The sequence below is a fragment of the Clostridium swellfunianum genome, from assembly GCF_023656515.1.
In the GTDB taxonomy this organism is placed as follows: domain Bacteria; phylum Bacillota; class Clostridia; order Clostridiales; family Clostridiaceae; genus Clostridium_AT; species Clostridium_AT swellfunianum.
The window spans coordinates 24,310-50,980 of sequence record NZ_JAMOFV010000006.1 but is presented as its reverse complement, the minus strand read 5'-3'; the positions used below and the strand labels follow the sequence as shown (position 1 = coordinate 50,980).

24 protein-coding genes and 1 other annotated feature are annotated in these 26,671 nt (G+C 32.9%); of the genes, 10 read left to right on the top strand and 14 right to left on the bottom strand.

Going from position 1 to position 26,671, the window contains the following annotated elements:
• The first annotated feature begins 64 nt into the window (after positions 1–64).
• A complete protein-coding gene (fba, locus tag NBE98_RS00410) occupies positions 65–988 on the top strand; it encodes a class II fructose-1,6-bisphosphate aldolase (protein ID WP_250811240.1) in 924 nt (307 codons plus the stop codon).
• Between the two features lie 36 nt (positions 989–1,024).
• Here the strand turns inward: fba and NBE98_RS00405 are convergent, their stop codons facing one another.
• From NBE98_RS00405 to NBE98_RS00395, 3 genes are all read right to left on the bottom strand, one after another.
• The gene (locus tag NBE98_RS00405; RefSeq protein ID WP_250811236.1) at positions 1,025–2,059 is read right to left on the bottom strand and encodes a nucleoid-associated protein; all 1,035 of its coding nucleotides are present in this window, start codon (positions 2,057–2,059) and stop codon (positions 1,025–1,027) included.
• Positions 2,060–2,349: 290 nt separating this feature from the next.
• Positions 2,350–3,882, bottom strand: coding sequence for an alpha-amylase family glycosyl hydrolase (locus tag NBE98_RS00400; protein ID WP_250811234.1), 1,533 nt, complete (start codon positions 3,880–3,882; stop codon positions 2,350–2,352).
• 53 nt (positions 3,883–3,935) lie between these two features.
• Entirely contained in the window at positions 3,936–4,427 is a 492-nt protein-coding gene (locus NBE98_RS00395; protein WP_250811226.1) for a DUF6106 family protein, read from the bottom strand.
• 258 nt (positions 4,428–4,685) lie between these two features.
• Here NBE98_RS00395 and NBE98_RS00390 point away from each other — a divergent pair, with 258 nt between their 5' ends.
• The 6 genes from NBE98_RS00390 (at position 4,686) to leuS (ending at position 10,843) form a co-directional block, all read left to right on the top strand.
• Entirely contained in the window at positions 4,686–5,276 is a 591-nt protein-coding gene (locus NBE98_RS00390) for an HD domain-containing protein (protein WP_250811224.1), read from the top strand.
• Between the two features lie 183 nt (positions 5,277–5,459).
• On the top strand, positions 5,460–6,005 hold the full coding sequence (locus NBE98_RS00385; protein ID WP_250811222.1) for a class IV adenylate cyclase: 546 nt from the start codon (positions 5,460–5,462) through the stop codon (positions 6,003–6,005).
• Entirely contained in the window at positions 6,005–6,880 is an 876-nt protein-coding gene (locus tag NBE98_RS00380) for a DUF5685 family protein (RefSeq protein ID WP_250811214.1), read from the top strand. The genes NBE98_RS00385 and NBE98_RS00380 overlap by 1 nt, the downstream gene beginning before the upstream one ends.
• Positions 6,880–7,494 carry a J domain-containing protein gene (locus tag NBE98_RS00375; protein WP_250811212.1) on the top strand — a complete coding sequence of 205 codons (615 nt, stop codon included), beginning with the start codon at positions 6,880–6,882 and terminating at the stop codon, positions 7,492–7,494. The genes NBE98_RS00380 and NBE98_RS00375 overlap by 1 nt, the downstream gene beginning before the upstream one ends.
• Before the next feature lie 27 nt (positions 7,495–7,521).
• Entirely contained in the window at positions 7,522–8,025 is a 504-nt protein-coding gene (locus tag NBE98_RS00370; protein ID WP_250811211.1) for a hypothetical protein, read from the top strand.
• A 93-nt stretch (positions 8,026–8,118) separates the two neighbouring features.
• Positions 8,119–8,348 (top strand) — a binding site (T-box leader).
• A 59-nt stretch (positions 8,349–8,407) separates the two neighbouring features.
• On the top strand, positions 8,408–10,843 hold the full coding sequence (leuS, locus tag NBE98_RS00365; RefSeq protein ID WP_250811210.1) for a leucine--tRNA ligase: 2,436 nt from the start codon (positions 8,408–8,410) through the stop codon (positions 10,841–10,843).
• Positions 10,844–10,908: 65 nt separating this feature from the next.
• Here leuS and yjbM read toward each other — a convergent pair whose 3' ends face one another.
• Positions 10,909–11,697 carry a GTP diphosphokinase gene (gene yjbM / locus NBE98_RS00360; protein ID WP_250811209.1) on the bottom strand — a complete coding sequence of 263 codons (789 nt, stop codon included), beginning with the start codon at positions 11,695–11,697 and terminating at the stop codon, positions 10,909–10,911.
• Positions 11,698–11,871: 174 nt separating this feature from the next.
• Here yjbM and NBE98_RS00355 point away from each other — a divergent pair, with 174 nt between their 5' ends.
• Together NBE98_RS00355 and NBE98_RS00350 are read left to right on the top strand one after the other, a co-directional pair.
• Positions 11,872–12,729: a DUF2225 domain-containing protein gene (locus NBE98_RS00355; protein WP_250811207.1), complete on the top strand. Its 858-nt coding sequence runs from the start codon at positions 11,872–11,874 to the stop codon at positions 12,727–12,729.
• A gap of 56 nt (positions 12,730–12,785) precedes the next feature.
• Entirely contained in the window at positions 12,786–13,775 is a 990-nt protein-coding gene (locus NBE98_RS00350) for a methyl-accepting chemotaxis protein (protein ID WP_250811205.1), read from the top strand.
• Positions 13,776–13,813: 38 nt separating this feature from the next.
• On the opposite strand, the gene NBE98_RS00345 is transcribed toward NBE98_RS00350, so the two are convergent.
• The 6 genes from NBE98_RS00345 to tyrS form a co-directional block, all read right to left on the bottom strand.
• Positions 13,814–16,303: a CoA-disulfide reductase gene (locus NBE98_RS00345; protein ID WP_250811203.1), complete on the bottom strand. Its 2,490-nt coding sequence runs from the start codon at positions 16,301–16,303 to the stop codon at positions 13,814–13,816.
• The gene (locus tag NBE98_RS00340; protein ID WP_250811202.1) at positions 16,303–16,593 is read right to left on the bottom strand and encodes an ArsR/SmtB family transcription factor; all 291 of its coding nucleotides are present in this window, start codon (positions 16,591–16,593) and stop codon (positions 16,303–16,305) included. The genes NBE98_RS00345 and NBE98_RS00340 overlap by 1 nt, the downstream gene beginning before the upstream one ends.
• A gap of 168 nt (positions 16,594–16,761) precedes the next feature.
• Positions 16,762–17,448 (bottom strand): metallophosphoesterase, encoded by a 687-nt coding sequence (locus NBE98_RS00335; RefSeq protein ID WP_250811191.1) that lies wholly within the window; start codon positions 17,446–17,448, stop codon positions 16,762–16,764.
• A 15-nt stretch (positions 17,449–17,463) separates the two neighbouring features.
• Positions 17,464–17,724, bottom strand: a complete 261-nt coding sequence (locus NBE98_RS00330) for an EscU/YscU/HrcU family type III secretion system export apparatus switch protein (protein WP_250811190.1) — start codon at positions 17,722–17,724, stop codon at positions 17,464–17,466.
• A 74-nt stretch (positions 17,725–17,798) separates the two neighbouring features.
• Positions 17,799–19,376, bottom strand: a complete 1,578-nt coding sequence (locus NBE98_RS00325; protein WP_250811188.1) for a hypothetical protein — start codon at positions 19,374–19,376, stop codon at positions 17,799–17,801.
• 186 nt (positions 19,377–19,562) lie between these two features.
• Positions 19,563–20,783: a tyrosine--tRNA ligase gene (gene tyrS, locus NBE98_RS00320; RefSeq protein ID WP_250811184.1), complete on the bottom strand. Its 1,221-nt coding sequence runs from the start codon at positions 20,781–20,783 to the stop codon at positions 19,563–19,565.
• Between the two features lie 224 nt (positions 20,784–21,007).
• Between tyrS and NBE98_RS00315 the strand changes: the two genes are divergently transcribed.
• Positions 21,008–21,835 (top strand): RMD1 family protein, encoded by an 828-nt coding sequence (locus NBE98_RS00315; RefSeq protein WP_250811181.1) that lies wholly within the window; start codon positions 21,008–21,010, stop codon positions 21,833–21,835.
• Positions 21,836–21,866: 31 nt separating this feature from the next.
• Here NBE98_RS00315 and NBE98_RS00310 read toward each other — a convergent pair whose 3' ends face one another.
• From NBE98_RS00310 to NBE98_RS00295, 4 genes are all read right to left on the bottom strand, one after another.
• Positions 21,867–22,277: a hypothetical protein gene (locus tag NBE98_RS00310; protein ID WP_250811180.1), complete on the bottom strand. Its 411-nt coding sequence runs from the start codon at positions 22,275–22,277 to the stop codon at positions 21,867–21,869.
• A gap of 103 nt (positions 22,278–22,380) precedes the next feature.
• On the bottom strand, positions 22,381–23,529 hold the full coding sequence (locus NBE98_RS00305; protein ID WP_250811178.1) for an AlbA family DNA-binding domain-containing protein: 1,149 nt from the start codon (positions 23,527–23,529) through the stop codon (positions 22,381–22,383).
• A gap of 91 nt (positions 23,530–23,620) precedes the next feature.
• Positions 23,621–24,718, bottom strand: a complete 1,098-nt coding sequence (locus tag NBE98_RS00300) for a sensor domain-containing diguanylate cyclase (protein WP_250811175.1) — start codon at positions 24,716–24,718, stop codon at positions 23,621–23,623.
• A gap of 98 nt (positions 24,719–24,816) precedes the next feature.
• The gene (locus NBE98_RS00295; protein WP_250811173.1) at positions 24,817–26,403 is read right to left on the bottom strand and encodes a bifunctional metallophosphatase/5'-nucleotidase; all 1,587 of its coding nucleotides are present in this window, start codon (positions 26,401–26,403) and stop codon (positions 24,817–24,819) included.
• Positions 26,404–26,671 lie beyond the last annotated feature (268 nt).

The following is a 26,671-nucleotide window of genomic DNA, read 5'->3' as shown; positions in this document are numbered from 1 at the left end:
AGATAGTTTAAGACCCACTGGGACAATATAAGTCCCTAATATATGATGAAAGGTGGAATTTTTAATGGCTTTAGTTACTACTAAGGAAATGTTTAAGAAAGCTTACGAGGGTGGCTATGCAATAGGAGCATTTAACATCAATGACATGGAAATCATTCAAGGTGTTGTTAATGGTGCAAAGGCTCAAAAATCACCTGTTATACTTCAGGTTTCTTCAAGTGCTATGAAATATGCTGGAGCTAAATATTTAAAACATATGGTTGATGCTGCTGTTGAAGAAACAGGAATTGATATCGCTCTTCACTTAGATCACGGTGCAAGTCTAGCTGCTTGTACAGAAGCTATCGATGCTGGATTCACTTCAGTAATGTTCGATGGTTCTCACTATGACTACGAAGAAAATGTAAGATTAACTAAAGAGGTTGTTGATTATGCTCATTCAAGAGGAGTTGTTGTTGAAGCAGAGCTTGGTCAATTGGCTGGAGTAGAAGATGAAGTATCAGTTGAAAAGAGCGTATATACTAATCCAGCTCAAGCTGAAGACTTTGTAAAGAGAACTGGTATTGATTCCTTAGCTATAGCTATCGGAACAAGCCATGGTGCTTTTAAGTTCACAGGAGAAGCAAAATTAAGATTTGATATACTAGAAGACATCCAAAAGAGATTGCCTGGTTTCCCAATAGTTCTTCATGGTGCATCAGCAGTTGATCCTAGATATGTTGAAATGTGCAATGAGTTTGGTGGAAGCATAGCAGGAGCTAAAGGCGTTCCAACAGAAATGCTAAGAAAAGCTTCATCAATGGCTGTTTGCAAGATTAACATGGATACAGACCTAAGACTTGCTATGACAGCAACCTTAAGAAAGTTCTTTGCTGAAAACCCAAAGGAAATCGACCCAAGAAAGTATATGGGTGCAGCAAGAAGCGCACTTCAGGCATTAGTTGAAGAAAAAATCACAGCAGTGCTTGGTTCAAATAACTCTCTATAATAAACAAGAGATAGGCGAAAAACTCACCTATCTCTTTTATTTTTGTATATAGTTTATAATATGCTTTATTATTATATTTATCGATCCGTCACCATTTCGTTGAAATTCAAGACGATTGGGATCATCATAGGTTTCTTCATTAATATACAGATCTATGTCACTGTCTATTTTAAGTCTAACTCTTTTTAGCTTCTTAGCCACCCATTCTTTATCTATAGCTATAGTTTCATCTATGCCTGAAGCTGAAACAAATTGCACAAAATCCTGCTGTGCTTCATACTGATCTTTAAAAAGGTCTTCAGAAAGAGCTTTTACATCTATACTATCTTCCTGTTTAAGTTTCTTTTGAATTGTGCTCCTTACAATTTCTTGAGTTGAAGCATCTTCATTAAGCTTGTTTCTGGTCCATGTTTCAGCAGCATTATAAAATGCTTTTGTTATATCTCTTTTATTATTTATTATAGTACAGCCCAAATAATTGGAAATAAAATAATTTGAACCATACTCATCTTTTTCTTTATTATTACTCTTATCTATAACTAAAAGATTAAAATCCTGTCCTTCTTGAAGCGGCTTAATAAATGCACATTTTTGAATCTTTTGGCTGCTTGCTGGAAGTCCTGTAAACTGAGGAACAATATTTATTCCTATCTTGTTATCAACAAACTCTATAGCATGAGTATAGTTCTTTATATAATCCATCTTCATAATCCCTAGCATTGGTCCATATTCTGTTGCAATGGAAACAATAAGCAAATCTCCTGAAGCTATATTTCCTCTTGATTTCATAAGGATAAACATTTGTCTAGCTAGTTCTTTAGAAATCTCTAAAAGACTATTTTGTCCTCCTAGATATTCCTGCGATAAATCCTTTACTATGTTTCTTTCCTGATTAAAAACAGCATATTTAAGCTCCTCATCCTTCAAACACCTATCCACATGTCTAAGCAAAAATTTGTAGGTATCTTCATTTAGTTCCAGATACTGTTCATTAATAACCGGTTCTTCTGAACTATTATCTAATATATGTATTATAGCTTCATTTATATGAATCTCTTTAATATATTCCACTTTAAACCCTCCTGTGTTTCTCTGAAAGTACGTAATGATTATTAATCATCACGCCTCCTGTGTTTCTCTGAAAGTACGTAATGATTATTAATTCTTACACCTGCTGCCAAATTAATTCATATATTAATTTAATGATAAAAAGACAATATGTCAATAAAAAACATGGAGCATTAGTTAATACCCCATGTTTTTTATATATTACCAAATTTTATAATCGATTCCCCTAGAATTTCAATTTACTTTTCACCTGTACCATTTTAATTATTTCTTTGTTTTTAAAACAGTATCTGTTATTTTGCTTCTAATATAAGTGTGTCATCACCTTTTAATTCTACTTCACCTTTAAAATTTAGATTTTTACTTGTGATTTTATTTGAAAATAAAACTTTGGCCTTGTTTATATCTATCTTTTCCTTTAAAGATTCGCTTCCTAAATTAACATAAACATATACGCTCTTGTTATCCAAAGTTCTCTTAAACGCAAAAACATTACTGCTGTTTGTTTCTACAAGTTCAAAATTTCCATACTTAATAACATCATTATTGTTTCTGATTGCAATAACATTTTTATAATGATTTATAAGAGAGTTTTTATCCTTTAATTGTACGCTTACAGCAACTTTTTCAGACTCGTTAGTGGAATCAATCCAGGAGGTGTTTTCAGAAGTGTCTTTCGCATCCCATATAAAAGGTTCTCTGATTCTCTCATCCGGCTTTACACCAGTCATACCAGTTTCTTCACCATAATATATATATGGAGTTCCTGGAAGCGTTAATAGTATAGAAGCAGCTTTTTTTGCCTTTTCCACATCGTTTAATATACTCATTACTCTGTTTTGATCATGGTTTGTTAAAAATGGACTGTCTATAAAATTTAAATTCTGCTTCGCATACTGTTCAAAGGAGTTAACAATAGTGAAATCTGCATTTCCAACGCTTCCTGATGAAACCATATTAACAATAGCCTCTCCTGCCGGAAAGTTAAAAGCAGAATCCAAAGTATTCATGTACTGAGCTATTGTAGGAGTCTTATCCCATACCTCACCAACTAATACTACGTCTTTGTTCTCACTCTTTACAAAATTACTAAATTCCTTCCACCATTGAATATTTTTATCTGTTTCGTTATATATGTGCATAGCGGCATCTAATCTGAAGCCATCTATTCCTAAGTCTAAGTAAAATTTAGCTACCTTTTTCATTTCATCTCTAACTTCTTTGTTATCAAAGTTTAAGTCAGGCATACCTTCCCAAAAAAGTGCATAGTAATGTTCTTGTCCACTAGGTACCCATGGTTGAGGACTTATAGCTGAACCTTCTGTAACATCAGTATTTTTATCAGCCCATACATAGTAATTTCTATGCTTGTTGTTCTTATCTGAAGCTGCTTCTTTAAACCATGGATGCTCCTTGCTGGTATGATTCATAACTAAATCCATAACTACCTTTATGTTTCTTTTGTGAGCCTCATTTAAAAGGTTCTTTAAATCCTCTATTGTTCCATAATCTGAATTTACGTTATAGTAATCTGTAACATCATATCCGTGATAGCTTGGTGATACATTTATAGGCATAAGCCAAATCCCGCTAACCCCTAAATCTTTGCTTAAATAATCAAGTTTTTGAGTAACGCCTTTTAAGTCACCTTTTCCATCTCCATTGCTATCATTAAAAGCTCTTACAAATATTTCATAGAAAACTCGCCCATTATAGACTTGTTTTTGATTTAAGTCACCTTGCGCAATCGTTTGTCTTTTGCAGCCAAAAAATAATGTACTTATGAGTACAACAACAAGTGATAACGATAAAAACCTTTTCTTCATTGTAATTCCTCCATCTTAATATTTTAGAGAGTACTAATCTGAAATAAATCAGATTAGTACTTCTTAACTGCTCTAGGATTATACTTATAACATAAATTTAAAAATTCTTCATCTGGAACAAAGTTAACCTGCAGCCTTTCGTTGCCTCCTGTTACCATAGCAGAATATACCTTTTTGTCATTAGTCTTTGGATATAAATTTAATACCTTTGAAGGTTTATTTGAATAACTTTTTATGCTGTCGCTATCCTCTAATGCAATTACTTCCACATTCTTAATATTAAAAGCAACCGCTCTGCTTCTTTTTTTCATTTCAACAATTTTATCCACATCAATCTCACCATTTGTAAAAACATACTCATATTCAACGTAAAGTTTTTTCTTTCCAAAGAAAGCTGCTCCCGCCAGAATAGCGCAAACTATTGCTATAGGCAATGCACCTAAAGTTATCAAGGCTAAAAATCCAAACACGTAAAAACCTGCATTGACAATTTTATATGCTGATGTTTTATAGGTAGTTATTAGCTGCTCATAAAAATTATCCATTATTCTTTCCCCTTTGTATTCCTTTTTTGTACGTAAGAATATTTTATTCTTACGCCCTTTGTATTCCTTTTTTGATTGTAAAGTATTATTAATTCCTTAAATTTTCGTATGAAATTCTTTAAAGTTATTATAGCATACAAACTCTAAATAAAAAAATATATTTTCCCCAATAAATTATTTTCTCGACTCTACACATAATAAATATGGTATAATTAGTTAACTTTCACAAAAGCTCTACATGCAAAAGGAGGCTATAACTTGAGTTTAGATAAATATTTAAAAACAGTGAGAAAGCTTAACAATATGGGAAGATGGGCTCCAGAGTTTATGCACCAAAGAGCTACAGTAAGCGAGCACTCCTTTTTAGTTGCTCAAATAGGACAAATGCTTGCTATTATCGAAGAAGAGCATGGAAATAAAGTTAACTGGGAGCGTCTCTTTAAAAAGCTTATAAACCACGACGTAGTTGAAGCTCTTACAGGGGATATTCTAAGCTTTGTTAAACACAGAAAAACTGAAATGAAAAAGATGGTAGATATAATAGAAGAAGAAGTTGCTGAAGAACATCTGCTGTCCTATATGGAAGAACCATATAGATCTATTTACAAAAATTTAATGTTTGACGGCAAAGATGAAACCTTAGAAGGCCAGATTCTACGTGCTGCTGATTATATAGATGCCTTAATAGAATGTATAAATGAATTGAACCTTGAGAACTGTGTCCCTTTCGAAGATAAATATAATACAATACTAAGCCAGCTTAAGTTGGTCAATCTTATAAGTGCAAAGTATTTTCTTGAAGATATACTTCCTGGACTTACCTCAGATTGCAAAAAACTAGATAAATAATGGAAGATTATCTTTCAAATAAAATATATATACCTTCTAATTGTAACTATCAGATTGTTAAATTTTAAAAATGTACTTATAAACCGGTAATGCATATGGTATAATTTTCTTTATTAATTATACACTTACTCTTGCCGATACAAAAATTATTACAAGCTTCACTTAAATACAGGAGGCATATAAATGCAAGAACTTGAAACCAGGATACTAAATATAGATGTAGAAGCTATTCGAAATAAATTGATAAGTTTTAACTCCAAAAAAGTTAAGATAGAAAATCAAATAAACAGAATATATGACTTTGAAGACAAACGACTTTTAAACAACAAAGGATATGCTAGAATTAGAACTATTGAGGATATGTTAAACAATAAAACAGTTCATTATATGACTACAAAGAAAATGATAAGTCAAGAAAAATATAAGGTTATGGAAGAATACGAAACAGCAATAGAGAGCTTTGAGGAAGGCGAAAATATATTTAAATCACTAGGGCTTAGCTTAGTACAGACTATAAATAAATATAGAGAAAGCTATAAGTATAAAAATACTCTTGTTGAAATAGATATTAATGATAAAAGCTTTTGTCCCTTCCCTTACATAGAAATCGAAACAGCTTATGAGAATGAACTTCAAGAAGTAGTAAGTCTTTTAGGATATAAAATGGAGGATACAACTTCTAAAACCATATTTGAAATTTTAGCTGATAAGGGAGTTAAAGGCTTATAATGTTCGGTTATGTTACTCCTTGTAAAATGGAATTAAAAATAAAAGACTTTGAAAAATTTAAAGCCTACTATTGCGGTCTATGCCGAACAATAAAGAAAAACTTTGGCAACCTTCCAAGACTTGCGCTTAATTATGATATGGCTTTTTTAGCAATTTTACTTGATTCTTTAAACGATGATACTATCAAGGTAAAAAGGCAGTTTTGCAGCTTTCACCCTATGGAAAAAAGGCTTATTCTTGTAGAAAGCTCTCCGTTAGAATATTCAGCTTTTTGTAATGTCTTGCTTACCTATCACAAGCTCTTAGATAATGTAAATGATGATAATTCGATGTTGAGCAAAATTTATTCATCGGTTTTAAACATTTATCTGAAGAAATCTCCTGAGGAATATAAAAAGCATTCAGAGCGCATAGGTTGCTCTCTGAAAGAGCTAAGCAATATAGAAAATAATCCTTTTGACAAAAGCTTGGATGAAATAAGCCATCCTTTTGCTGATTTGACTGGTTTTATACTTTCAGCTTATTATGGAGAAACTAACCATACAGATAAGCTTTATTGGCTTGGATATAACCTTGGAAAATGGATTTATATAATTGATGCTTTTGATGATTTAAAAAAAGATATTGAGGCAAACAAGTTTAATGCCTTGAATTCTATACATAATAAAGATAACAAGTCTTATATAGAGCTTGTTGAAAGCATTAAATCCCGTGTTGATTTTACACTAACAAGTTGTGCCCAAAGCTGTATGGAATATTTAACTAAGCTTCCTATTAAAAAAAATTTTGATTTGTTAGTTAACATACTGCAATATGGGCTTATGGAAAAAATGGACAAAGTTTTATGTTTGGATATAAATAAAGGAGGAAAATAATGAAGAATCCATACGAAGTACTAGAAATTAGAGAAGGCGCATCTCAAGAAGAAATAAAAAAGGCTTATAAAGAGATAGTTAAAAAGTACCACCCTGATCAATATGGAAATAATCCGTTAAGAGACCTGGCTGAAGAAAAGCTTAGAGAAGCAAATGAAGCCTATGATTATCTTATGAATAACACTAGTAGTACTCCAAAATATAAGGAAAACAGTTATAAGAATTACGACAGTAATAATTCAGGCTATGGAAATTATAGCGAAATAAGACGAGATATTGAGACTGGAAACCTTAGAGCAGCTGAGGAAAAGCTTAACAGAATGACTGTTAGAGATGCGGAATGGAACTACCTTATGGGACTTATAAATCTAAAAAAAGGCTGGTATGACAATGCCTATAATTATATTGTAAATGCCTGCACTCTTGATCCAAATAATTTTGAATACAAGCAAACGCTTAATAATCTTCAAAACAGAAATGCTGGCTACAGACAAACATACTATGGTAGAAATACACACAGAAGTGACAGTGATTTTTGTGATGTATGTACTACACTTTGGTGTGCTGATACCTGTTGTGAATGCTTTGGAGGAGATATCATAAGCTGTTGCTAAAATATTTTAGTGTTGGGAGTGTGAGCTATGAATAAAACCATAAATATTGCTAGAGGCGGATTATTTACAGCCTTGGGAGTACTTTTTATATATCTCAGCACAATTTCACCAACAAGCAAAATATATATCCTAGGTATAGCTTCCTGTATTATACCCTTATCAATAATTACTACAACTGTTAAAAATGCATTCTTTATTTATTTGTCTACTAGCCTTTTAAGTGTACTGCTTATTGGTTTTAAAGGAAGCGTCGCTGCATATGTTTTGTTTTTTGGTCTTTATGGTTTTGCTAAGTATTATATAGAAAAACTTAGAAAAGTACCTTTAGAAATTTTACTAAAACTTGTATTTTTTAACTCTATGACAGGATTATTATATATTTTATATAAGGTATTTTTTGTAGGACTTCTTAGAGTCAATATACCTATTTATGCAGCCGTAGTAATGCTTCAATTTGTATTCATAGTATTTGATTATGCAGTTACCTTATTTATTTCTTATATACACAGGTATTTTGCAAAAATCCTATAATTATATATTAAATTTCAAAAACACATATTCATTTAAATATGTGTTTTCTTATATATTGACATTTGTTGATACTTAGCATATAATGTTATAAAATGTTAGGCTTTGAACAGGAGCAGTAGTATTTAATTCAAGCTCAGAGAGCTGTTGGTTGGTGTGAAACAGTGTTTGATATAATATGAACTCGCCTGGGAGCATACTTGCAGAAAAGCAAGTACGGATAATCCGTTATCTTAATTGAGCTGAGTCTTAATCAGAAATTTTTACAACTTCTGATTAGGTCTAATTAGAGTGGTACCGCGAAATCTAAATCTTTCGTCTCTTTCTTGAGATGAAGGATTTTTTATTTTATCTTGATATTAACAATTATAAGGAGGCAGATAAAATGGCTAACTATGGTACAGAAATCGATAAAAAGTGGCAGCAGAAATGGGAAGAAACTGAGCTCTATAAATTTGATGAAAAGAATTTAGATAAAAAATTATATGTGCTTGAAATGTTCTCTTATCCATCCGGAGCTAATCTTCACGCAGGTCACTGGTTTAACTACGGCCCAGTAGATTCCTGGGCTAGAATGAAGAGAATGCAAGGTTATAATGTGTTCCAGCCAATGGGCTTTGATGCCTTTGGACTTCCTGCTGAAAACTATGCAATAAAAACAGGAATACATCCTAAGGATTCAACTCTTAAAAATATTGATACTATGGAAAAACAACTTAAGGCTATGGGAGCAATGTTTAATTGGGACAATGAGGTGGTTACCTGCTCGCCAGACTACTACAAATGGACCCAATGGGTATTTTTAAAGCTTTATGAAAAAGGTCTTGCTTATAGAAAGAAAGCTCCTGTAAATTGGTGCCCTAGCTGTAACACAGTTCTTGCTAATGAGCAGGTTGTTGATGGTCACTGCGAACGTTGTGAAACTGAAGTTACTAAAAAGGATCTAACTCAATGGTTCCTTAAGATTACAGATTATGCTGATGAACTTCTTGAAAAGCTTGATACCTTAGATTGGCCTGAGAAGACTAAAGCGATGCAAAAACACTGGATTGGCAAATCTACAGGTGCTGAAGTAACCTTTGAAGTTGAGAATTCAGCCCTAAGCTTTGATGTATTTACCACAAGAGTTGATACTCTTTTTGGAGTTACTTATGTAGTGTTAGCTCCTGAAAATGAACTTGTAGATAAACTAACACTTCCTGAATTCAAAGCTGCCGTTGAAGAATATAAAGAAAATGCAAAAAAACAGACTGATATAGAAAGACAATCTATTACAAGAGAAAAAACAGGTGTATTCACAGGTTCTTATGCTGTTAACCCTATAAACGGTAAAAGAGTCCCAATTTGGGTAGCAGATTATGTACTTGCGACCTATGGAACTGGTGCAGTTATGGCGGTACCTGCTCATGATGATAGAGATTTTGCTTTTGCTACCAAATACCAACTTCCTATTGAAAGAGTTATAGAAAGCGATACAAACCTACCTTATACAGAGTATGGAAAACTTGTTAACAGTGAAGAATTTAACGGCCTTACTACTGAAGAGGCTAAAGAAGCCATAGTAAAAAAATTAGCTGTTGCTAAACTTGGCTCCTCTAAAGTAAATTATAGATTAAGAGATTGGCTTGTTTCAAGGCAAAGATATTGGGGAGCACCAATTCCAGTTGTTCATTGTGAACACTGCGGAATAGTTCCTGTGCCAACAACTCATCTTCCTGTGGAACTTCCATATAACGTGGAATTTTCTCCAGATGGAAAGTCCCCGCTTGCTAAGAGCGAGGAATTTATGCATACTACTTGTCCACGCTGTGGACATGACGCACAAAGAGATCCTGATACTTTAGATACCTTTGTGGATTCCTCTTGGTACTTCTTAAGGTATCCAGATAACAAAAACAGCGATAAGGCTTTTGATACTGAGAAAGTAAACAAGATCCTTCCAGTTGATAAATATGTAGGAGGACCTGAGCATGCCTGCATGCACCTATTATATGCTAGATTTGTTACTAAGGCTCTAAGAGATATGGAATACCTAAACTTTGATGAACCATTCCTTTCGCTTACTCATCAAGGATTAATACTTGGACCTGATGGACAAAAGATGAGTAAATCAAAGGGAAATACAATAAACCCTGATGATTATATTAAAGAATACGGATCCGACGTGTTTAGAATGTACTTGATGTTTGGCTTTGGATATACTGAAGGTGGCGCTTGGAGTGATGATGGACTAAAATCCATTGCTAGATTTGTTGACAGAATTGAAAGATTATTGGAAGCATCAAGAAGCGTGATAAATTCTTCAGATAGTAAAACTAGTATAGATAAGGCTGAGAAAGAACTTAACTACTGGAGACACTTTGCTATAAGAGGTGTAACTGCTGATGCAGAAATACTTCAGTTCAACACAGCAATAGCAAGAATGATGGAACTCACCAATGCATTTTCAAAGTATATTAACGAAGAAAGCAAAAATGGTTCCTTCTTAAAAGAAGTAGTTTCTGACTTTATCAAACTTTTAGCACCATTTGCACCTCACTTTGCTGAAGAACAATGGAGTCTGTTTGGAATGGAATACTCAGTCTTTAATCAAAACTGGCCAGTTTTTGATGTTTCAGCACTTGTTAAAGATGAAATTGAGATAGCTATTCAAGTAAATGGAAAAGTTAAAACAAGAATTAACGTTTCATCTGAATTGAATGAAGATGGAATAAAGGAAGCTGCCTTAAGCAACGAAGATGTTGTTAGCTCTCTTGAAGGGAAAACAGTTGCTAAAGTTATTGTTATTAAAGGAAGACTTGTTAATATAGTTGCTAAATAACTTGCGAATAAATAAGGTTTTAAAATTAGAAAAATACAAATAGAGTGTACCTCTAAAGGTACACTCTATTTGTATTTTTCTAAGGTTTTTTCAGTAGCCTGAAGCAAATTGTTTAAATCGTAAACTTCTCCCTCTTCTATAAGCTTATTAATTTGAAGCTGGAATCTTGTAGATTCTGCTGCTTTCCCTATAGACGCTAAGGTTAATATATTATTCATTATATTTGAAATTAAACTGGATTTAACTTCAAACAGTTTTTGAGCATCTTTAATTTCATCCTTTATTTCGAGCATTAATTGGTCTAAATTAAAAGCTGCATCTGCTGCGTGCTTAAGCTTTTGTCTTATGTAATCAGGTATCTCATGCTTATATTTATAGTTTAAGGAATGCTCTATGGTAGCCCAAAAATTCATGGCCAAAGTCCTAATTTGAAATTCTGCTAAAATATCCTTTTGCCCCTCAGCTAAATTAACTGGGTATTTTATAACCATGTGATAGCTTCTATAACCACTCTCTTTATAATTTGCCACATAATCCTTCTCATACATTATCTGCATATCTTTTCTATTTCTAATAAGCTGCACAACCTTCTCAACATCATCTACAAACTGGCACATAACTCTTATTCCAGCTATATCCTCCATCTCATACTCTATTCTATCTAGAGGTATATTAAACTTGTTAGCCTTCTCTAAAATACTAGCAATTTCCTTTACTCTTCCAGTAACAAATTCAATTGGCGAGTATTCATTTTTTCTTCTAAGTTCTGTTCTTATGCTTCTAAACTTAACCTTAAGCTCCTCAACTGCCTGTTCGTAAGGTATTAAAAATGTTTTCCACTCTCTAATTGCCATAGCATTTCATCCTTTACATCAATTGTCTTATTTACTATTATAATATATTTATCATAATCCTTAAATAATAATTTACATTAGTTATTTTATTGAAAAACAATAGAATATTTTTAACAATTTGTTATAATAGTAATAGTATATTTATTCAAAAGACTTTAGTAAGTGGGTGATTTAATGAAAGAAAATATCTTTTCTGGTTTGGAAGACCTAGGTTTTGATAATATAGATGAGGTTGATATTTTTAATAAAAAGAAGGAAGAAGAAAAGGAAAATTCTCAAGAAAAGAAAGAGGACGACCCTAGGAATTTGTTATATGATGCAAGTGCAACTTGTCCGGTATGTGGAAATAAATTTCAGGCAAAGGCTGTAAAGAGTTCAGCATATAGAAGGCAAAAAAATGATAGTGATCTTTTTGTGAGATATGCTCTAATAAATCCTTATTTTTATGAAGTATGGATTTGTAATGCATGTGGTTATAGTGCTATGAAGCAGGACTTTGACAAAATTAGAGATTATCAAATAGAACTTATTCAAGAAAAAATAGCACCTAAATGGCAAGGAAGGCGTTATCCTGAAGTTTACGATGTTGAAATAGCTATAGAAAGATATAAACTTGCACTTCTGAACAGCGTTGTCATGGAGTCTAAGACTAGTAGAAAGGCATTGACATGTTTAAGGATAGCTTGGATGTATAGACTTCAATTAGACAATAAAAATGAGCAATTGTTTTTAAAACAAGCCTTAGAAGGTTTTAATGATGCTTATATGAACGAAGATTTCCCTATCTGCGGTATGGATAAATATACTGTGATGTATCTTATAGGCGAATTAAATAGGCGAACAGGAGCCATTGACGAGGCTAATCTATGGTTTAGCAAGCTAATAACCACTCCAAATGTTCCACAAAAAATAAAAGATCTTGCTAGAGATCAAAGAGATGTTATTAAAGAAGAAACATCTAAAGTGGAAACTTCTGAGGATTCTACTGAGGAAACTAAGAAAAGTGGATTTTTCTCTAGGTTTTTCAAATAAGGTTTCTGATTATGTATAATTTTTTCGTTATATTATGAAAGGAAGGCAAAATACTTATGTTTAAATTCACCAGAAAAAAAGCAAGCCAAAATGCTGTTCTTGAAGAATGTGCCTCTACCAAAGATTCGGGTAATGAAAACTCAGTTAATAATCTGCAGGCATTAAATAATTTTGACTCAACTATATCGAAAATTGAGGAAAAAACATACTCATTTTCTTCAGTATCCAGTCGTATCAGTGATGCTTTTAACGAGATAACTTCATCTAATCTAAAGCAAAGAGATGACATAACAGATACCTTTAATACATTAAAAGCTTTTAGCTCTGATATGGAAAGCATGGCTGAAGGAATAACAAATGTTCAAATAAAAGTATTGGACACAAACAATATTGCTGATGAAGGCTTGAATAATATTGAAAATCTTGATACCTCTTTAAGTGAACTTAAAGAAGCTTTTAAAAACTCTACTTCTACCGTAAGTGATCTGGTATCAAAAATTGAATCCGTAAACATAATAACAGATTCAATAAGTCAAATAGCAAGCCAAACAAATTTACTGGCTTTAAATGCTGCTATTGAAGCTGCAAGAGCAGGTGAAGCTGGAAGAGGTTTTTCAGTTGTTGCAGATGAGGTAAGAAAGCTTGCAGAAAATTCAAAGCTTGCAGTTTCCAACATTACAAAAATATTAGACGAAATTAAGCTTGACATTTTAAGTACTTCTTCAAATATGAATGATGGTGAAAGTGCTCTTCAATTCCAAAATGAAACCTTAAAGACTACTAAAGAGACCTTCTTAAACATAAAAAATTCAATTGATGAAGCAGCTTTAGAAATTGATAGCAGCATCGCTGCTCTTGTTGCTACTTCAGATAAGAAAAATCATATATTATCAAAGGTTGAAGCCTTATCTTCAATAGCAGAAAATAATGCAGCATTATGCCATGAAGCTGCTGCAGCTATTGAGTCGCAAGATTCCATTAATGATGATTTTAAACAAAATCTTCATGAATTGAAAGCTATTCTTATAGAATTGAATAAGGAATAATTATAAAGCAGCAGGATTACATCCTGCTGCTTTCATAATTATATAAATAAGTTTACATTTGAATCTTCTGCTTCTCCTAAGTAATAACCAACTCCTCCAATTTTAACTCCATCTATAAGTTCTTCTTTCCTTAGTCCCATAACATCCATGGACATTTGGCAGGCAACTATTTCAATTCCATTTTCTATTGCCGCTTGAATTAAATCTTCAAGTGAGGAAACATTTTTGTCTTTCATAACCTTTCTTATCATCTTTCCGCCTATTCCCATCATGTTCATCTTGGAAAGCTGAAGTTTCTTACTTCCTCTTGGCATCATCCTGCTGAACATTTTGTCCATAAGACCTTTTTCAACGCTTACTTTTTCATGCTTTCTTAATATATTTAATCCCCAGAAGGTAAAGAACATAGTAACCTTCTTTCCCATTGAAGCTGCTCCATTGGCAATTATGAAGGAAGCTATTGCCTTATCTAAATCACCACTAAAAACCACCATGGTTTTATTGTCCTTAACAGCAGCATTACCTATCGAAGTATTTGTATAAGTTACTGCTGTTTCACTGCTCTTTTTTATAAAAGCAGTAATTGTTCCACCCTTCTTTTCTATATCTATAAGTTCATTGTTTGTTCTCTTAGACCATGCCTTTATATCTTCATAAAATCCTGGATCAGAAGCTGTAACCTTTAGAATTTGACCATCCTTTAAATCATCAACACACATTTTAACCTGCATTAATGGGCCAGGACAGCATAAACCACAGGCATCCAAACTCCTGTCAAAAGCTAGTTCTTCTCTGTTTTCCTTCTTAACTGTTTGTGTTTCTGGATCTATTGTAAGTTCGCTTTTGTTTCCGCCTTTATTGTTTCCATTATCCTTTCCAACTGGTTTGTAGTTCATTGTTGAATAAGACTTGTATCCTCCAGTAAGATTTTTAACCTTAAAGCCAGCCTGTGCCAATATTCTGTCGGCAATATATCCTCTTAGTCCAACTTGACAGTATTCAACTATCTCCTTATTCTTATCTAGTTCATTTAATCTATTTCTTAAATCGTCCACTGGAATATTAACAGCACCTTCAATATGCCCGTTATTAAATTCCATTTCTGTACGCACGTCAACTAGTACTGAATTATCCATGTTGTAGTCTTCTAACTCCCCAAAGGTCATTGGATGCATTCTTCCTGCCAATACATTCTCTGCTACAAAACCAGCCATGTTAACAGGGTCCTTAGCTGATGAGAATGGTGGTGCATAGCAAAGCTCCAGCTCAGTTAAGTCACTAACTGTTCCTCCTAGTCTTATAACTGTCGCAATAACATCTATTCTCTTTTCTACTCCATCATAACCTAGTGCTTGTGCACCCAAGATTTTTCCTTCTTCATTAAAAATTAGCTTTATTGACATTTGAGTTGCACCAGGATAATAAGCAGCATGTGAATTCGGATGAACGTATATAACCTTGTAGGGTATATTTAATCTCTTAAGGTTTCTTTCATTATTACCTGTACTTGCTGCAGTTAAATCAAATACCTTTAATACTGCGGTACCTTGTGTTCCCTTATAAGCACTGCTAATTCCTGCTATATTGTCAGCAGCAATTCTTCCCTGCTTGTTCGCCGGGCCTGCTAGAGGAATAGCTGTCTTCTGTTTTGTAATAAAATCCACAACCTCTATGGCGTCTCCAACCGCATATATATTTTCTACACTTGTTTGCATTTTTTCGTTAACTATTATATGACCTCTTGACCCAACTTCTATACCAGTACCTTTAGTAAGGGTAGTATCTGGAGTCACACCTATGGCAAGTATAACCATATCAGCAGAAACCTTCTTCCCACTGTTTAAGGTAACCCCAATTTCTTTTTCACTGTCTTTAAACCCTTTTACTCCATCTCCTAATATAAGCTCTACCCCATGGTCTGACAATTCCTTTTCTGCTATAACTACCATGTCAGTATCAAATGGAGCTAGTATATGTGGTGCTGCTTCTACTAAGGTAACCTCAAGGCCTCTTTCCTTTAGATTTTCAGCCATCTCAACCCCAACATATCCTCCGCCGATTACTACAGCGCTTTTTGTTTCATTTCTGTCTACGTATGCCTTTATTTTGTCTGTGTCTGGAATATTTCTTAAAGTAAAGATTTTATTGCTATCTATTCCTTCAATATTGGGTCTTATTGCCTTAGCGCCAGGTGAGAGGATTAAATAATCGTATGACTCTTCATATTCTCCTCTTTCCTTGCTCTTTACTATAACCTTTTTATTCTCCGCATCAATTTCTGCAACCTCGCTGTTTATTCTAACATCAATGTTAAACCTAGCTTTCATAGCCTCTGGAGTTTGCACCAAAAGTTTTTCTCTATCCTTTATTGTTTCCCCTATATAATATGGAAGCCCGCAATTAGCAAAGGATATATATTCATCTCTCTCGAACATTATAATTTCAGCAGTTTCATCTAACCTTCTAAGTCTAGCTGCAGCAGAAGCACCCCCTGCAACTCCACCAACTATTAATACCTTCTTTGACATTATATTTCCTCCTCACTCAAAAGCAGTTTTACTAAGTTTTCTACTCGTTCGTCACAAACCTTATAGTTTATTTCAAGTCCATTTCTGTCTCCCTCTATTATCCCTGCAGCTCTAAGCTTTTGAAGATGCTGTGAGACAGTAGATTGAGGCATATCGAGACAATTCTGCATATAAGTAACATTGCATTGGCCTTTGTTTATAAGTCCTTTAACTATGCACAATCTAACTGGATGTGCAAGTACCTTTAAAAGTTCAGCAGTATCATTGTACTTCTTATAATCTTTCTCCATTTTTACTCTCCACTCATATTGTTAATATCTCTACAATTAATAGTATAGTTATATAATTAGCTTTTTATTCTAATTATTATATTTATATATTACGATATATAAATTGTTATTGTCAATTAATTTTTTGTAAACAAAAAGTCCTTTGTTTCAGGACTTTCTAATTTGTTGCTATAAAATTTTTATGGGATTGAAGTTTATGTAATCGGCTGAAGTTAAAATGTACTCTATTCCGTCTATTTCCCCTACCATAACTCTTTTTAAAGAATGTCCATGGAGATGTCCATAAAGCACCTTTTTCACACCATATTCCTTAAATATTTTAATAAGTTCTGTTTCTATAAACTTTTCGTTGGTAGGAGGATAATGAATCATAACAATATACTTCTTGTACCCCGCTTTTACCGCCATATCTAAAGAAAGCTTTAGTCTAATAAGTTCTCTCAAATATATCTTTTCATCATGCTCTGTAAAGTTTTCTCCTCCTGGGCATATCCATCCCCTCGTTCCGCATACTGCATAGTCCTCATAAGAGAAGAAGTTGTTTTGAATAAAATCCATGTCTTCATATAAAGCATTTAACTTTGAGATACTCTGCCACCAATAATCATGGTTGCCTCGAACTAAAATTTTTCTTCCTGGGAGCTCATGAATCCAATCAAGATCTTTTAATCCTTCCTCCATCTTCATTGACCAGGATATATCTCCAGCGATTAAAACAGTATCTTCTTTAGTTATTTTTTCAAGCCAATTATTTTTAATTTTTTCATGGTGCTCATACCACTGCTCCCCAAACACATGCATAGGCTTATCTCCGCTGAGAGCTAAATGAAGGTCTGATATTGCGTAAAGCCCCATTCAATTCATCCTTTCCTATTTTTTATTTCTATCCATATCCATTACGTACACTATTATTTTAGCGACAGCTTCATAAAGCTCTGAAGGAATGGATTCACCAATATCAACATTACTTAATAAATCTGCCATTTCCTTATTATACACTACAGGCACATCATTTTCCTCAGCTTTTTCAATAATTTTATCAGCTATTACTCCCATACCTGCTGCTGTAACTATAGGAGCTTCATAGCCTCCATCGTACTTTAATGCTGCGGCCTTTCTTATATTTTTCATAGACCCTCCTGTATTCCTTCTCCTGCACATAAACATTATCAATGTTTATGCCTCCTGTAAACTAACTATATCAACTATACCTTAATATTAATACTCCCTAGTTCATTATCATCGAAAAACTCTCTGCAATTAACTAAATTTGCCTCTATAATCTTCTTATCAACATTAAAAAATACGTTGTACCCTAGACTGGAAAGTTCCTTTACTATTATACCCTTTCCCTCAGAAAGTATTTTTACCCACTGATCCTCACATTTAATATCTACATTCATATTTTTATCTCTTACTTTAACATAAGCATCTACAATACCTATCTTTGGAGTTTTAACACTTACAACTAAGCTTACATTTTTTGAATCTACCTTCTTACCTGATTTTCTATCATCCTTAATTAAAAGCTTACACTGATATTCATCTCTAGTTATATTTATTGGAACGTCTAAATAATAATAATGGTTTCCGATAGAATTAAAGACCTTAAACTCATTAATGTTTTCTTTAAGGACTTGTAGAAGCTTTCCGTAGCCCTCTGAATTTCTAGACTTACTCTCAGTTAAAATGTTCTTTATTGTCTCCTTCATTTCTTCAGTTTTAGCTGAAAGCTGTTCTTTAACTTCTAGCTCTAGTGTATTTTTATTAAGCTTAGTCAAACTAGTTTTACTTTCTACTGCTTCTGGTCTCTGTTCTTTTACTGCTGCATCAGATTTTGTTTTCTCTTCTGCTTTCCCTATAGTTGTATCTATATCTGCTTTTACTTCTTTTACTTCTGCCTTTGCTTCTTTCTCTGCTCTCTCTGTACTTATGACTGCATCTGAGTTCGAGTTCACATTTCCTTCTGCTTTCATAATACTATTGCTTTGTCTTTCCAGTATAGGCTGCTCTCCAACAATATTTCCTTCGCTTTTAACTTCATTGCTAGCGTCATTAAAAACCTTCTGAAAATTTATTTCATTATCTATATTCTTTATCTGTTTGTATATGCTAGATTCATTTCTAAATATTTTTATAAAACTTTTTATATTATCTTCATTTATATCAATACTATTTTCAATCATAGTTAAGAGCTCATCTTCTGAGATATTCTTCAGTTCATTAAAAAATATTTTTAAAGTTTGTTTTATCTCCTTGCCCCTCTCACTATTTATATCTATATTTTTACTGTTAATATATTTCGTTATAAAACTATCAGCTTCTGCGTCATTCTTAAAAAGCTTTTCTCTAAAATTAACTAAAGTCTTAACTTTAGAAACATTCTCCTTAGTAAGCGGCATCTCGTGCTTAAGCATCTTTTTTAATATGTTATAATCTTCTTTAGCAACATCTAAATTACTCTCACTTAATAGCTCCTCTAAGGAATCTTTGACTACCTCCTGCTTATCCTCACCATTATTAATAAGCCTTATCTGAAGTTTTCCATCACGATCTCCCTCTACTTGAAACTTGGCCAAGCCTTCAGGTATATCTAGCAGTGGATTCTCTAGCTTTGCAGAAAACTGCCATCCATCTAAAAGCTTTAATATAAGTTCTTTATTCATTTCACTAGCTGATATTATCTTTGCAGTAAATACTTGTCCTATTTCAAAACTCAACTTGCTGGATACTCTTTTATGATTTATATTATAAGCTCCAATAATATTGCTTATTCCTGCCATGCTTCCACCACCTTATATTCTGTTATATAATTATCGTAGCTAAATACAAAAAACTTAAGCAATCAGCAATCTCAGAAATATAACAATATAAGAATATAAAAAGTTTTATTCTTATATTGTTATATTTTCAAACTTAACTTTAATATAGATTCTATGCAATATTGAAAAAACCCGAGAAACCTCGGGTTATACAACAACTATTTTATTATAATTTTTCTTTCCTCTTTTAACTAACATACTGCCATCTTTAAAAAATTCTTCTGAAACAATCATGTTAGCATCAGTGATTTTTTCATTATTAACTGTCAAACCGCCTTGCTGAATAAGTCTTCTAGCTTCTCCCTTCGATGGAAGTATCTTTGCTGCAACAAGTACATCAACAATTGTTGAGCCAATAATACTGCTGGCAACTTCTGCTGTTGGCACGTTGCTCATATCTCCTCCACCTGAAAATAAAGCTTCTGCCGCAGATTTGGCTTTATTTGCTTCTTCTTCACCGTGAATAAGCTTGGTAACTTCGAAAGCAAGTATTTTCTTTGCTTCATTTATTTCTGCATCCTTAAGTGAACCAAGCCTTCTAACTTCATCCATAGGAATGAAGGTTAGCAGTGAAAGGCACTTCTCAACATCAGCATCAGCAATGTTTCTCCAGTATTGGTAGAAATCATAAGGCGAAGTCTTTTCAGGGTCAAGCCATAAAGCTCCTTTTTCAGTTTTACCCATCTTCTTGCCTTCACTATTTGTTAAAAGTGCACAGGTCATAGCAAAAGCTGGCTTGCTTTCTTTTCTTCTTATAAGGTCAACGCCTGCAAGCATATTAGACCATTGATCATCTCCACCTAGCTGCATAACACAACCGTATCTTCTATTAAGTTCAAGGAAGTCATACCCCTGCATAAGCATATAGTTAAATTCCAAGAATGAAAGTCCTTTTTCTAATCTTTGCTTAAAACATTCTGCAGTAAGCATTCTGTTAACAGAGAAATGAACTCCAATTTCTCGGATAAATTCCACATAATTTAAATTTAGCAGCCAATCTGCATTGTTCTCGAGTATAGCCTTTCCATCCCTAAAATCTATAAATTTCTGCATTTGTTTTTTTATAGCCGAAACATTATTTTCAATATCTTCTTTTGTAAGCATTTTTCTCATATCTGTTTTGCCTGACGGATCGCCAATCATTGCAGTACCTCCGCCAACTAGTGCTATTGGACGATGTCCTGCTCTCTGCATATGAGCCATCATCATCATTGCAATAAAATGTCCAACATGCAAGCTATCAGCAGTTGGGTCAAAACCTATGTAAAAGGTTATCTTTTCTTTCTCTAAAAGTTCTTTTATTTCTTCTTCGTGTGTAAACTGCTTTAAAAAGCCGCGTTCCACAAGTGTATCATATACGCTTGCCATTTGTATCTCTCCTTTACTTAAGCACATCAATTATCTTCTATATAGTATATAGTTAAAATGTGATTTTATCAATATTTTACGTCTTTTTGGTAAAGATAAACGTAAATATTTATCGAGTTTTATACAAAGAATGCATAATTCATTTGAATATACAGTATATTTTATGTTAAAATTTAATTATAAAACTAGCTATTAAGTAATGGTTTTAGAAAGGATGTTATAAAATGCAGAGTTGGAGCTTTAAATCTTTTGTATTATGCAACGAAATTAATTTAAACAAGATATCAGCTCACTTTGGTATTAACAAAAAGTTTAAATGGGAGGATCCATTAGTTCTTCATGACAACGCCCTTAAAGGCATATTAAAGGATACTAGTAATAAGAGCGTTTACATATATTATTATGGTTCTCTTGTGTTCATTAACATGGAACATCACGAAACTATGGATGTGGTAAATTATCTTAAGAACATAGATTTAACCCTAAAAAACAACTTTCCTGATGAGTATGTTGATGAATATAAGCTAGAGGTAGCTGCAGAGTATGAATACATGCTCTATAATGACTTGATGACTTCAAATGAATTTCATCCATACTATCTTGACATTTTATCTTCGGTGCTTGCTAAATCTACTTCACTAAGAAAAATCGAGAATGATACTGATAAGCTTCTAGACAGCATTGAGGATGTAATAAACTATCTTGATACTGGAAAATTTAATATGTCTGATGAGCAAATTGCTAAAACTTCTGCCAAGGTTTTACGCTTTAAATACCATACTATCTCTAATTTAATGCTTTTAGATAAACCTAAATCAGCTTGGGATAATGAAGATATTGAAAACTTTTTCGTTCAGGTTACCGAGCTATTTGACTTTAAGGATAGGTATCAAAAGATAACTCGTAAAACCGAAGTACTTCAAGATATAACTGATGTTTTTGCTTCTCTTACTCATGAGAAAAGAGGCACAAAACTTGAAATAATGGTTATAGTCTTAATACTATTTGAGCTTATTCTTGGACTTATCGAATTCTTCTTTAGTGCCCATTAAAAAGGCTGCACACACTGTGCAGCCTTTTATATTATGCAACGTATTTCTTAATAAACTCCGGTACTTCAATATCTTCATGGTTAACGCTTATATAAAACTCAATATTATTCTCTTGAGACAATTTTTCTAAATCAAAAAACAAATGTGCCGCATCTTTTATATCACCACGAACAATATTAAACAAGCCATCTATAAAGATGGTGTCCACATCATAGTCCTCGGAAATAATGCCGCACAAAAATCCATATAAACAATTGTAGTCCTTCAACTTGTAAGCATCTGTTGCTATAAATCTGATGTTTCTGTCTAGGTCAAATAAGTGTCTTCTGTCATCGTCGATATATACGACATGCCCCTTTGTGTTTGCTACCTTTTCATTTGCCATACTAATTAAAGCTTTTGTCTTTCCTGAACCTCTCTTGTTGCAAAATACCTGAATCATTGTTACCACCCCTTCGAGTTATTTTTAGGTGCTATTTCCTACATTATATAATATTCAGAATATTTATTCAATATTCTGAAGTATAATGTTCTTTAATAAATTGTTAATTTATTATTTTGCCTAACCCTGGGTATACAACCTTAAAAAAATCTCCGCTTAATGAATTAATAAAAGTTACCCTGCCAATGTTTTTAAAAGCCTTTTTCATCTTGCTGAAGCCTCTTCCAGATTTGATAAACCTTCTGTTGTTATCTAAAGCTATAAGCTTTTCATATATCCACATATTTCTTTTAACATAATTATGATTGCTTATATCCTTACCTTTAACTAATATGCCTGGACTGATGATACTTATGCTGTCTATGCCTAGTATAATTTCAATTTCTTTATAAAAAATTGTGTAATCCCTATACAAAACTGCATTTTTCACACCTTCTAAAAGTGCCTCCACTGGATAATTAACAGGGAGGAGTCTTTTTAAAGTTTCTTCACATGTATCTAGCATCGTAAGCAAGTCGCCTCTTATAAAAATTATCTCAGCTTCTTCTCTGTCTATCTTATTTACTATTCTTATCATGTTATGTGGAATATATACATAATTTTTCCTAGAAAACACTAAAATACCTCCAAGAGTTGCTGTATGTCTTCCTAAGTCTTTATCAAAACGAATAATTGAAGCATTCTCCATAAGTGTAATTCTATTTTCTTCATTAGATTCTATTCTATGGAATGAAAAGTATTTATCAACAATATCTCTGTCAATGCACTCTATAGAACTTTGGACAATTGGACACAATTCTAAGTTAAGAGAAAAGCTCTCTTGAAGTGCTGATGCAATTTCCTGTTTTCTCATGGTATCTGTTGTAGAACCTCTTCTTATATGAAAAGCGCCTGTTTCCCTAAGCTGGTAAGGTTTCTGACCACCATCATATATAGTTATAACTCCTAAGGTTTTACCATCATATTCAACAACCTCATAAACAATTGGTATAGGAGGTTCAGTTCTAGAACTTACAATTTGCTGTATCTGTTCCTCATTGTAGCCTCTACCTTCTATTCCTACTATCTTCTTGGTCTTATCTTCTATACCGATTATTATGTAGCCTCTTCCCCCTCTAGAATTGGCTATAGCACATACATCCTTTGCGAGTTCTTTTCTACCGCTTTCAAATTCCAAATCAATTTTTTGTTTAAAATCCAGCTTAGTACCTTCAACTCTCTTTATTAATGTTTCAAGCTTTTTTCTATCCATAAATTATACCTGACCTTACGTAATCCTTTACTATATTATATTAATACTTGCCAATTAATTGTGTTAAAAGACGGTGAACATTCACCGTCTTTTACATACTTACAACTATATTTTTCCCTCTATTCTTCGCAGAATATAACATCATATCCGCAAGTTTTAAAACTTCTTTTAGTTCTCTATGTTCCTCGTCATAATAGCTTATTCCGAAGCTCGCTGTTATTTTCACTCTTTTATTACTATAAAAAACTGGGGTTTCACTTATCTTTTCTCTGATAGAATTAATTTTATTATAAACCTTTTCTCTATCATAAGCATCATTTAAATAGATTATTATCTCTTCTCCACCATAACGCGCCACTATATCATCCTCAGCCATATTGCTGCTTATTATTTTTGTAAGCTGTATAAGTGCTTCGTCTCCAAACTGATGTCCGTATATATCATTAGCTTTTTTAAAGTCATCTGCATCAAGCATTACTATAGCAAAATTTCTATGAGGAGCTCTGCAAATCTTCTCCTCTAACTGTTCAAAAAAATAACCTCTATTAAATATTTTGAGTAGTGGGTCTTTTATTGAAGCATCTTTAACTTTTTTGTAGAGAAGACCATTTTCTAGTGCAATCGCTATCTGGTTAGATATGGTTTTAAGAAACTTAATATGATCGTTGGTAAAGAAATCTTGAAGGCTGTGCTCTACTATTATGTATCCAATAAATTTTTGTCCAAGTATTACAGGCACACCTATTACAGAATGAATATTGCTGCTTCCATATCGTCTGCAGAATGAAGTATCTTCGCAGTTTATTATAAAGGTCTCTCCCTTTTTAATCTTTTGCCTATACTCATTATCATATATATTAAAACTGTGTTCAGATACATTTGTTGCTTTTAAAATAAGCTTTTCTTCTTCTCTTATATAGATAGATGAATAAGCCACTCCAAGAATACCTATTATCATATCATTAATCATAGGTATCAAATTGTCATTACTTATATTAGAATTAATATATTTGCTGATTTCAACTATATTTGAAATAGAGTCCAATTTCTTTTCAAGAGCAATATTCTTTTCAGAAACTATTTGTATAGTATTGTTTGTAATTTTTTTATAATTTTCAAAGTCTTCTTTAAGTCTCTTATAATTTTGAAGCAAGCGATCATAATCTTCTAATGTTCCCAAATACCCCATATTGTTTTAAACCCATCCCACTCTTTAGTTTTTAATTTATCCCATATATACTAATTCTACATTTAGCAATAAATTCCTTCTAAATAATATAAAAGTTGCTAATAAATAACCTTCCAATTCTCATTTACAGTGGCTTCTATAGTACCTCTTTCAAGAATATAATTTGCTATGAGCTCAGACATATCTATAGGTATATCCTTAACAATAGGCTTATTCTGAAACATTATATATTCACCGCCGCCTCCTGCTCTATAGTTATTCATAACTACTTCATATTCCTTATCTAAATCTATAGTTCTCCCACCTCTCTCAAGCGTTACCACTCTGTTTCCTATAGGTTTGCTAATATCAATAATATAATTTATACCTTCCCACATATCATAATTGTAATGCTGAGGTTTTGGTGTTGAAAACACTTCATTAGCCCTAATTTCTTTGCCATCATATTGCTCAAAGTATGATGCACTTCTTTCTAGAGCAGCCTTTATATCATGTCCTGTAATTCTTATAACTCTTAGTGTATTAGGGTAGATGTAATTTGAAACAATATCTCTCATAGTTACATTACTAGGAAACCCTAGAGCATGGTTATCAAACAAGGCAGTGTTAGAGATTGATGCCCCTGAATACTCCATTTGCACTTTATTTATAAATTCGATTAAAGCATTATCTCTAGTTCTTATTGTCATATGATCTCTAACAAGCATGTCTCCCTTTATTTTTCCTATTGGTCTATCCAGCCACTCTTGAGTTTTGTCCTCATATTCCTTAATCATTTCGATAACTTCTGAATCAGCCTTTATACCTTTTATAGAAAGTAATTCTGAATTTTTCTCAATAATTCTTATTTCACTATCACTTTTCTCAAAAACAATTTCTGCTTTCCCTAATACTAATCCCTGTGTTCCTGGCTGAAGTACTAGAACTCCATTTATCTTTCGTCCATATATAGAGCGATGTTGATGTCCAGTTAAAAGCACGTCTATTTCTGGTACTTCTACACAAAGCTGATAACCCTGATTTTCACCTGTTAGATTTTCTGTAGGCTCACCTGTTTCAACATTTCTTTCAAAGCCTCCATGATAACTTACAACAACCAAGTCAACTTTTTCTTCTTCTTTTAAGACTTTAACCCATCTTTTAGCATATTCTACTGGGTCTTCGAACCTTATCCCCTGAATAATAGCTGGGTTTTCCCAGTTGGGTATATACTTTGTAGTTAACCCTAATATGCCAACTTTAATGCCTTCCTCAAAGGTCTTAATGTAATATGGCTTTCCAGTATAGCAGCTTCCACCTTCAGAAAGTATTATATTAGCTGAAAGCCATGGAAAAACCGATTCTTGAAGTGCTCTATTTAATATTTCACTTCCATAGTTGAATTCATGATTTCCTATAACTGCAGCATCATATTTTAGGTGATTTAAAACCTTTATAACTGGATTTATTTTGCTGCTATCTATTCTTGAGTAATAATAAGTTAAAGGAGTACCTTGTATTAAATCTCCATTATCTATCAGAAGAAGATTGTAGTTATTTTTCTTTTCTTGATTTATCAATGTTGCAACTTTAGCAAGTCCTAAATCTCTTTCTTCATTATTAGCATAATTTATTGGAAGTATGGCACCATGAATATCGCTTGTTTCCAATATTGTAAGCTTTATCTTTTTAGACTTTTCAGCCATGTATTTTCTCCTTTCACTCGAAACACTGGGTAGTTTGGATTATTCGCTATCGCTCATAAACTACCCGCCGAAGTCCATTTAGGACTTCAACCTCCTTTCACTCGGAACACTGGGTAGTTTTATCATTCGCTGCCGATCATAAGCTATTATTATACTTATTATTCAACATAACTATTTTTTTATTATAACATAAGGAAGATATTGGACAACAATATCAAATGGTAATATATTTTCAAAATATCAAATATTACTTAATGCTAAACGATAT